The following is a 1,094-nucleotide window of genomic DNA, read 5'->3' on the forward strand; positions in this document are numbered from 1 at the left end:
GATAAATAATGATTTACTAAAAAAAGGTTAGAGAAAATATATTTTTTTTAACTTATATATTTTCTATGGGATATTTTTACGTTGTTTTGGTTTACCATTGCGTATTGCATTGTTGTGTCGATTTGAACATGTCCTAAGAGTTTTTGTACTTGTTCTATTGGCATTCCTTTGTCTATTGCTTTGGTGGCCATTGTTCTTCTAAATTTGTGTGGGTGTACATTTGTTATATTTGCGTCTAGTCCTAGTTTTTTTAGGCGTGTTTCTACTCCATTTATTCCTAATCTTTTGTAAGGTTTTTTAAGTGATACGAATAATGCTGGATTTCTGTCTTTTCTTTGTTTTAAATATTTTTTTAAATGTATTTTTGTTCTTGCATCAAAGTATACTTCTCGTTCACTTTCTCCTTTCCCGAAAACTACACAGGACCTTTCTTCAAAGTTAATATCAATTGTATTTAAATTCACTAATTCTCCTACTCTCATTCCTGTTGAGATTAATAATTCAATTAATGATAAGTCTCTTATTTCTATGCAGGTATCTCTAAGTATTTCTAATTTTTCATCTGTTAAGACTTCTTTAACTGTTCTTCCTCTTTTTACTTTGTGTATTCGTCTAACAGGGTTTTTTATAATATAATCTTCATCTTCTAACCAACTAAAAAAACTAGATAAAATTCTTCTAATATTATCTATAGTAGTTTTACTAGATCCACGTTTTTTCTTATGATAAGATAAATAAGTTCTTATGTCCTCTGTAGTAATATTCTCAACTTTTTTATTGACTGAATTAAAAACATATTCAATAGTAGATTTATAATATTTTAAAGTTTTTCTAGAACATCCCTCTATTTCCTTAGATGATAAAAATTTATCTAAAACCACACTATTATCTAATGAATTTGTATAAGTACTATTTTTATCAATCTTAACAACTTCAATATCCTTAAAAACATAATTTAAAATATCATTCAATTTATTACATTGATTAATATCCAAATAAGGACTCATTTCTTTTAAAACATTATTCAAAATTTTAGATTTCATAATAATATTATATAAAATCAACTTAAAATTATGAGTAAATCATTATTTATC

General features: G+C 25.1%; 1 protein-coding gene. It reads right to left on the bottom strand.

Annotation, left to right across the window (positions count from 1 at the left end):
* Window positions 1-47: 47 nt before the first annotated feature.
* Complete coding sequence (gene xerA / locus BP997_RS04065) at window positions 48-1,043, bottom strand: site-specific tyrosine recombinase/integron integrase (RefSeq protein ID WP_413828863.1); 996 nt, start codon at window positions 1,041-1,043, stop codon at window positions 48-50.
* Between the last annotated feature and the right edge of the window lie 51 nt (window positions 1,044-1,094).

The organism is Methanobrevibacter sp. UBA412, from assembly GCA_002495685.1.
Taxonomy (GTDB): Archaea; Methanobacteriota; Methanobacteria; order Methanobacteriales; family Methanobacteriaceae; genus Methanobrevibacter_A; species Methanobrevibacter_A acididurans.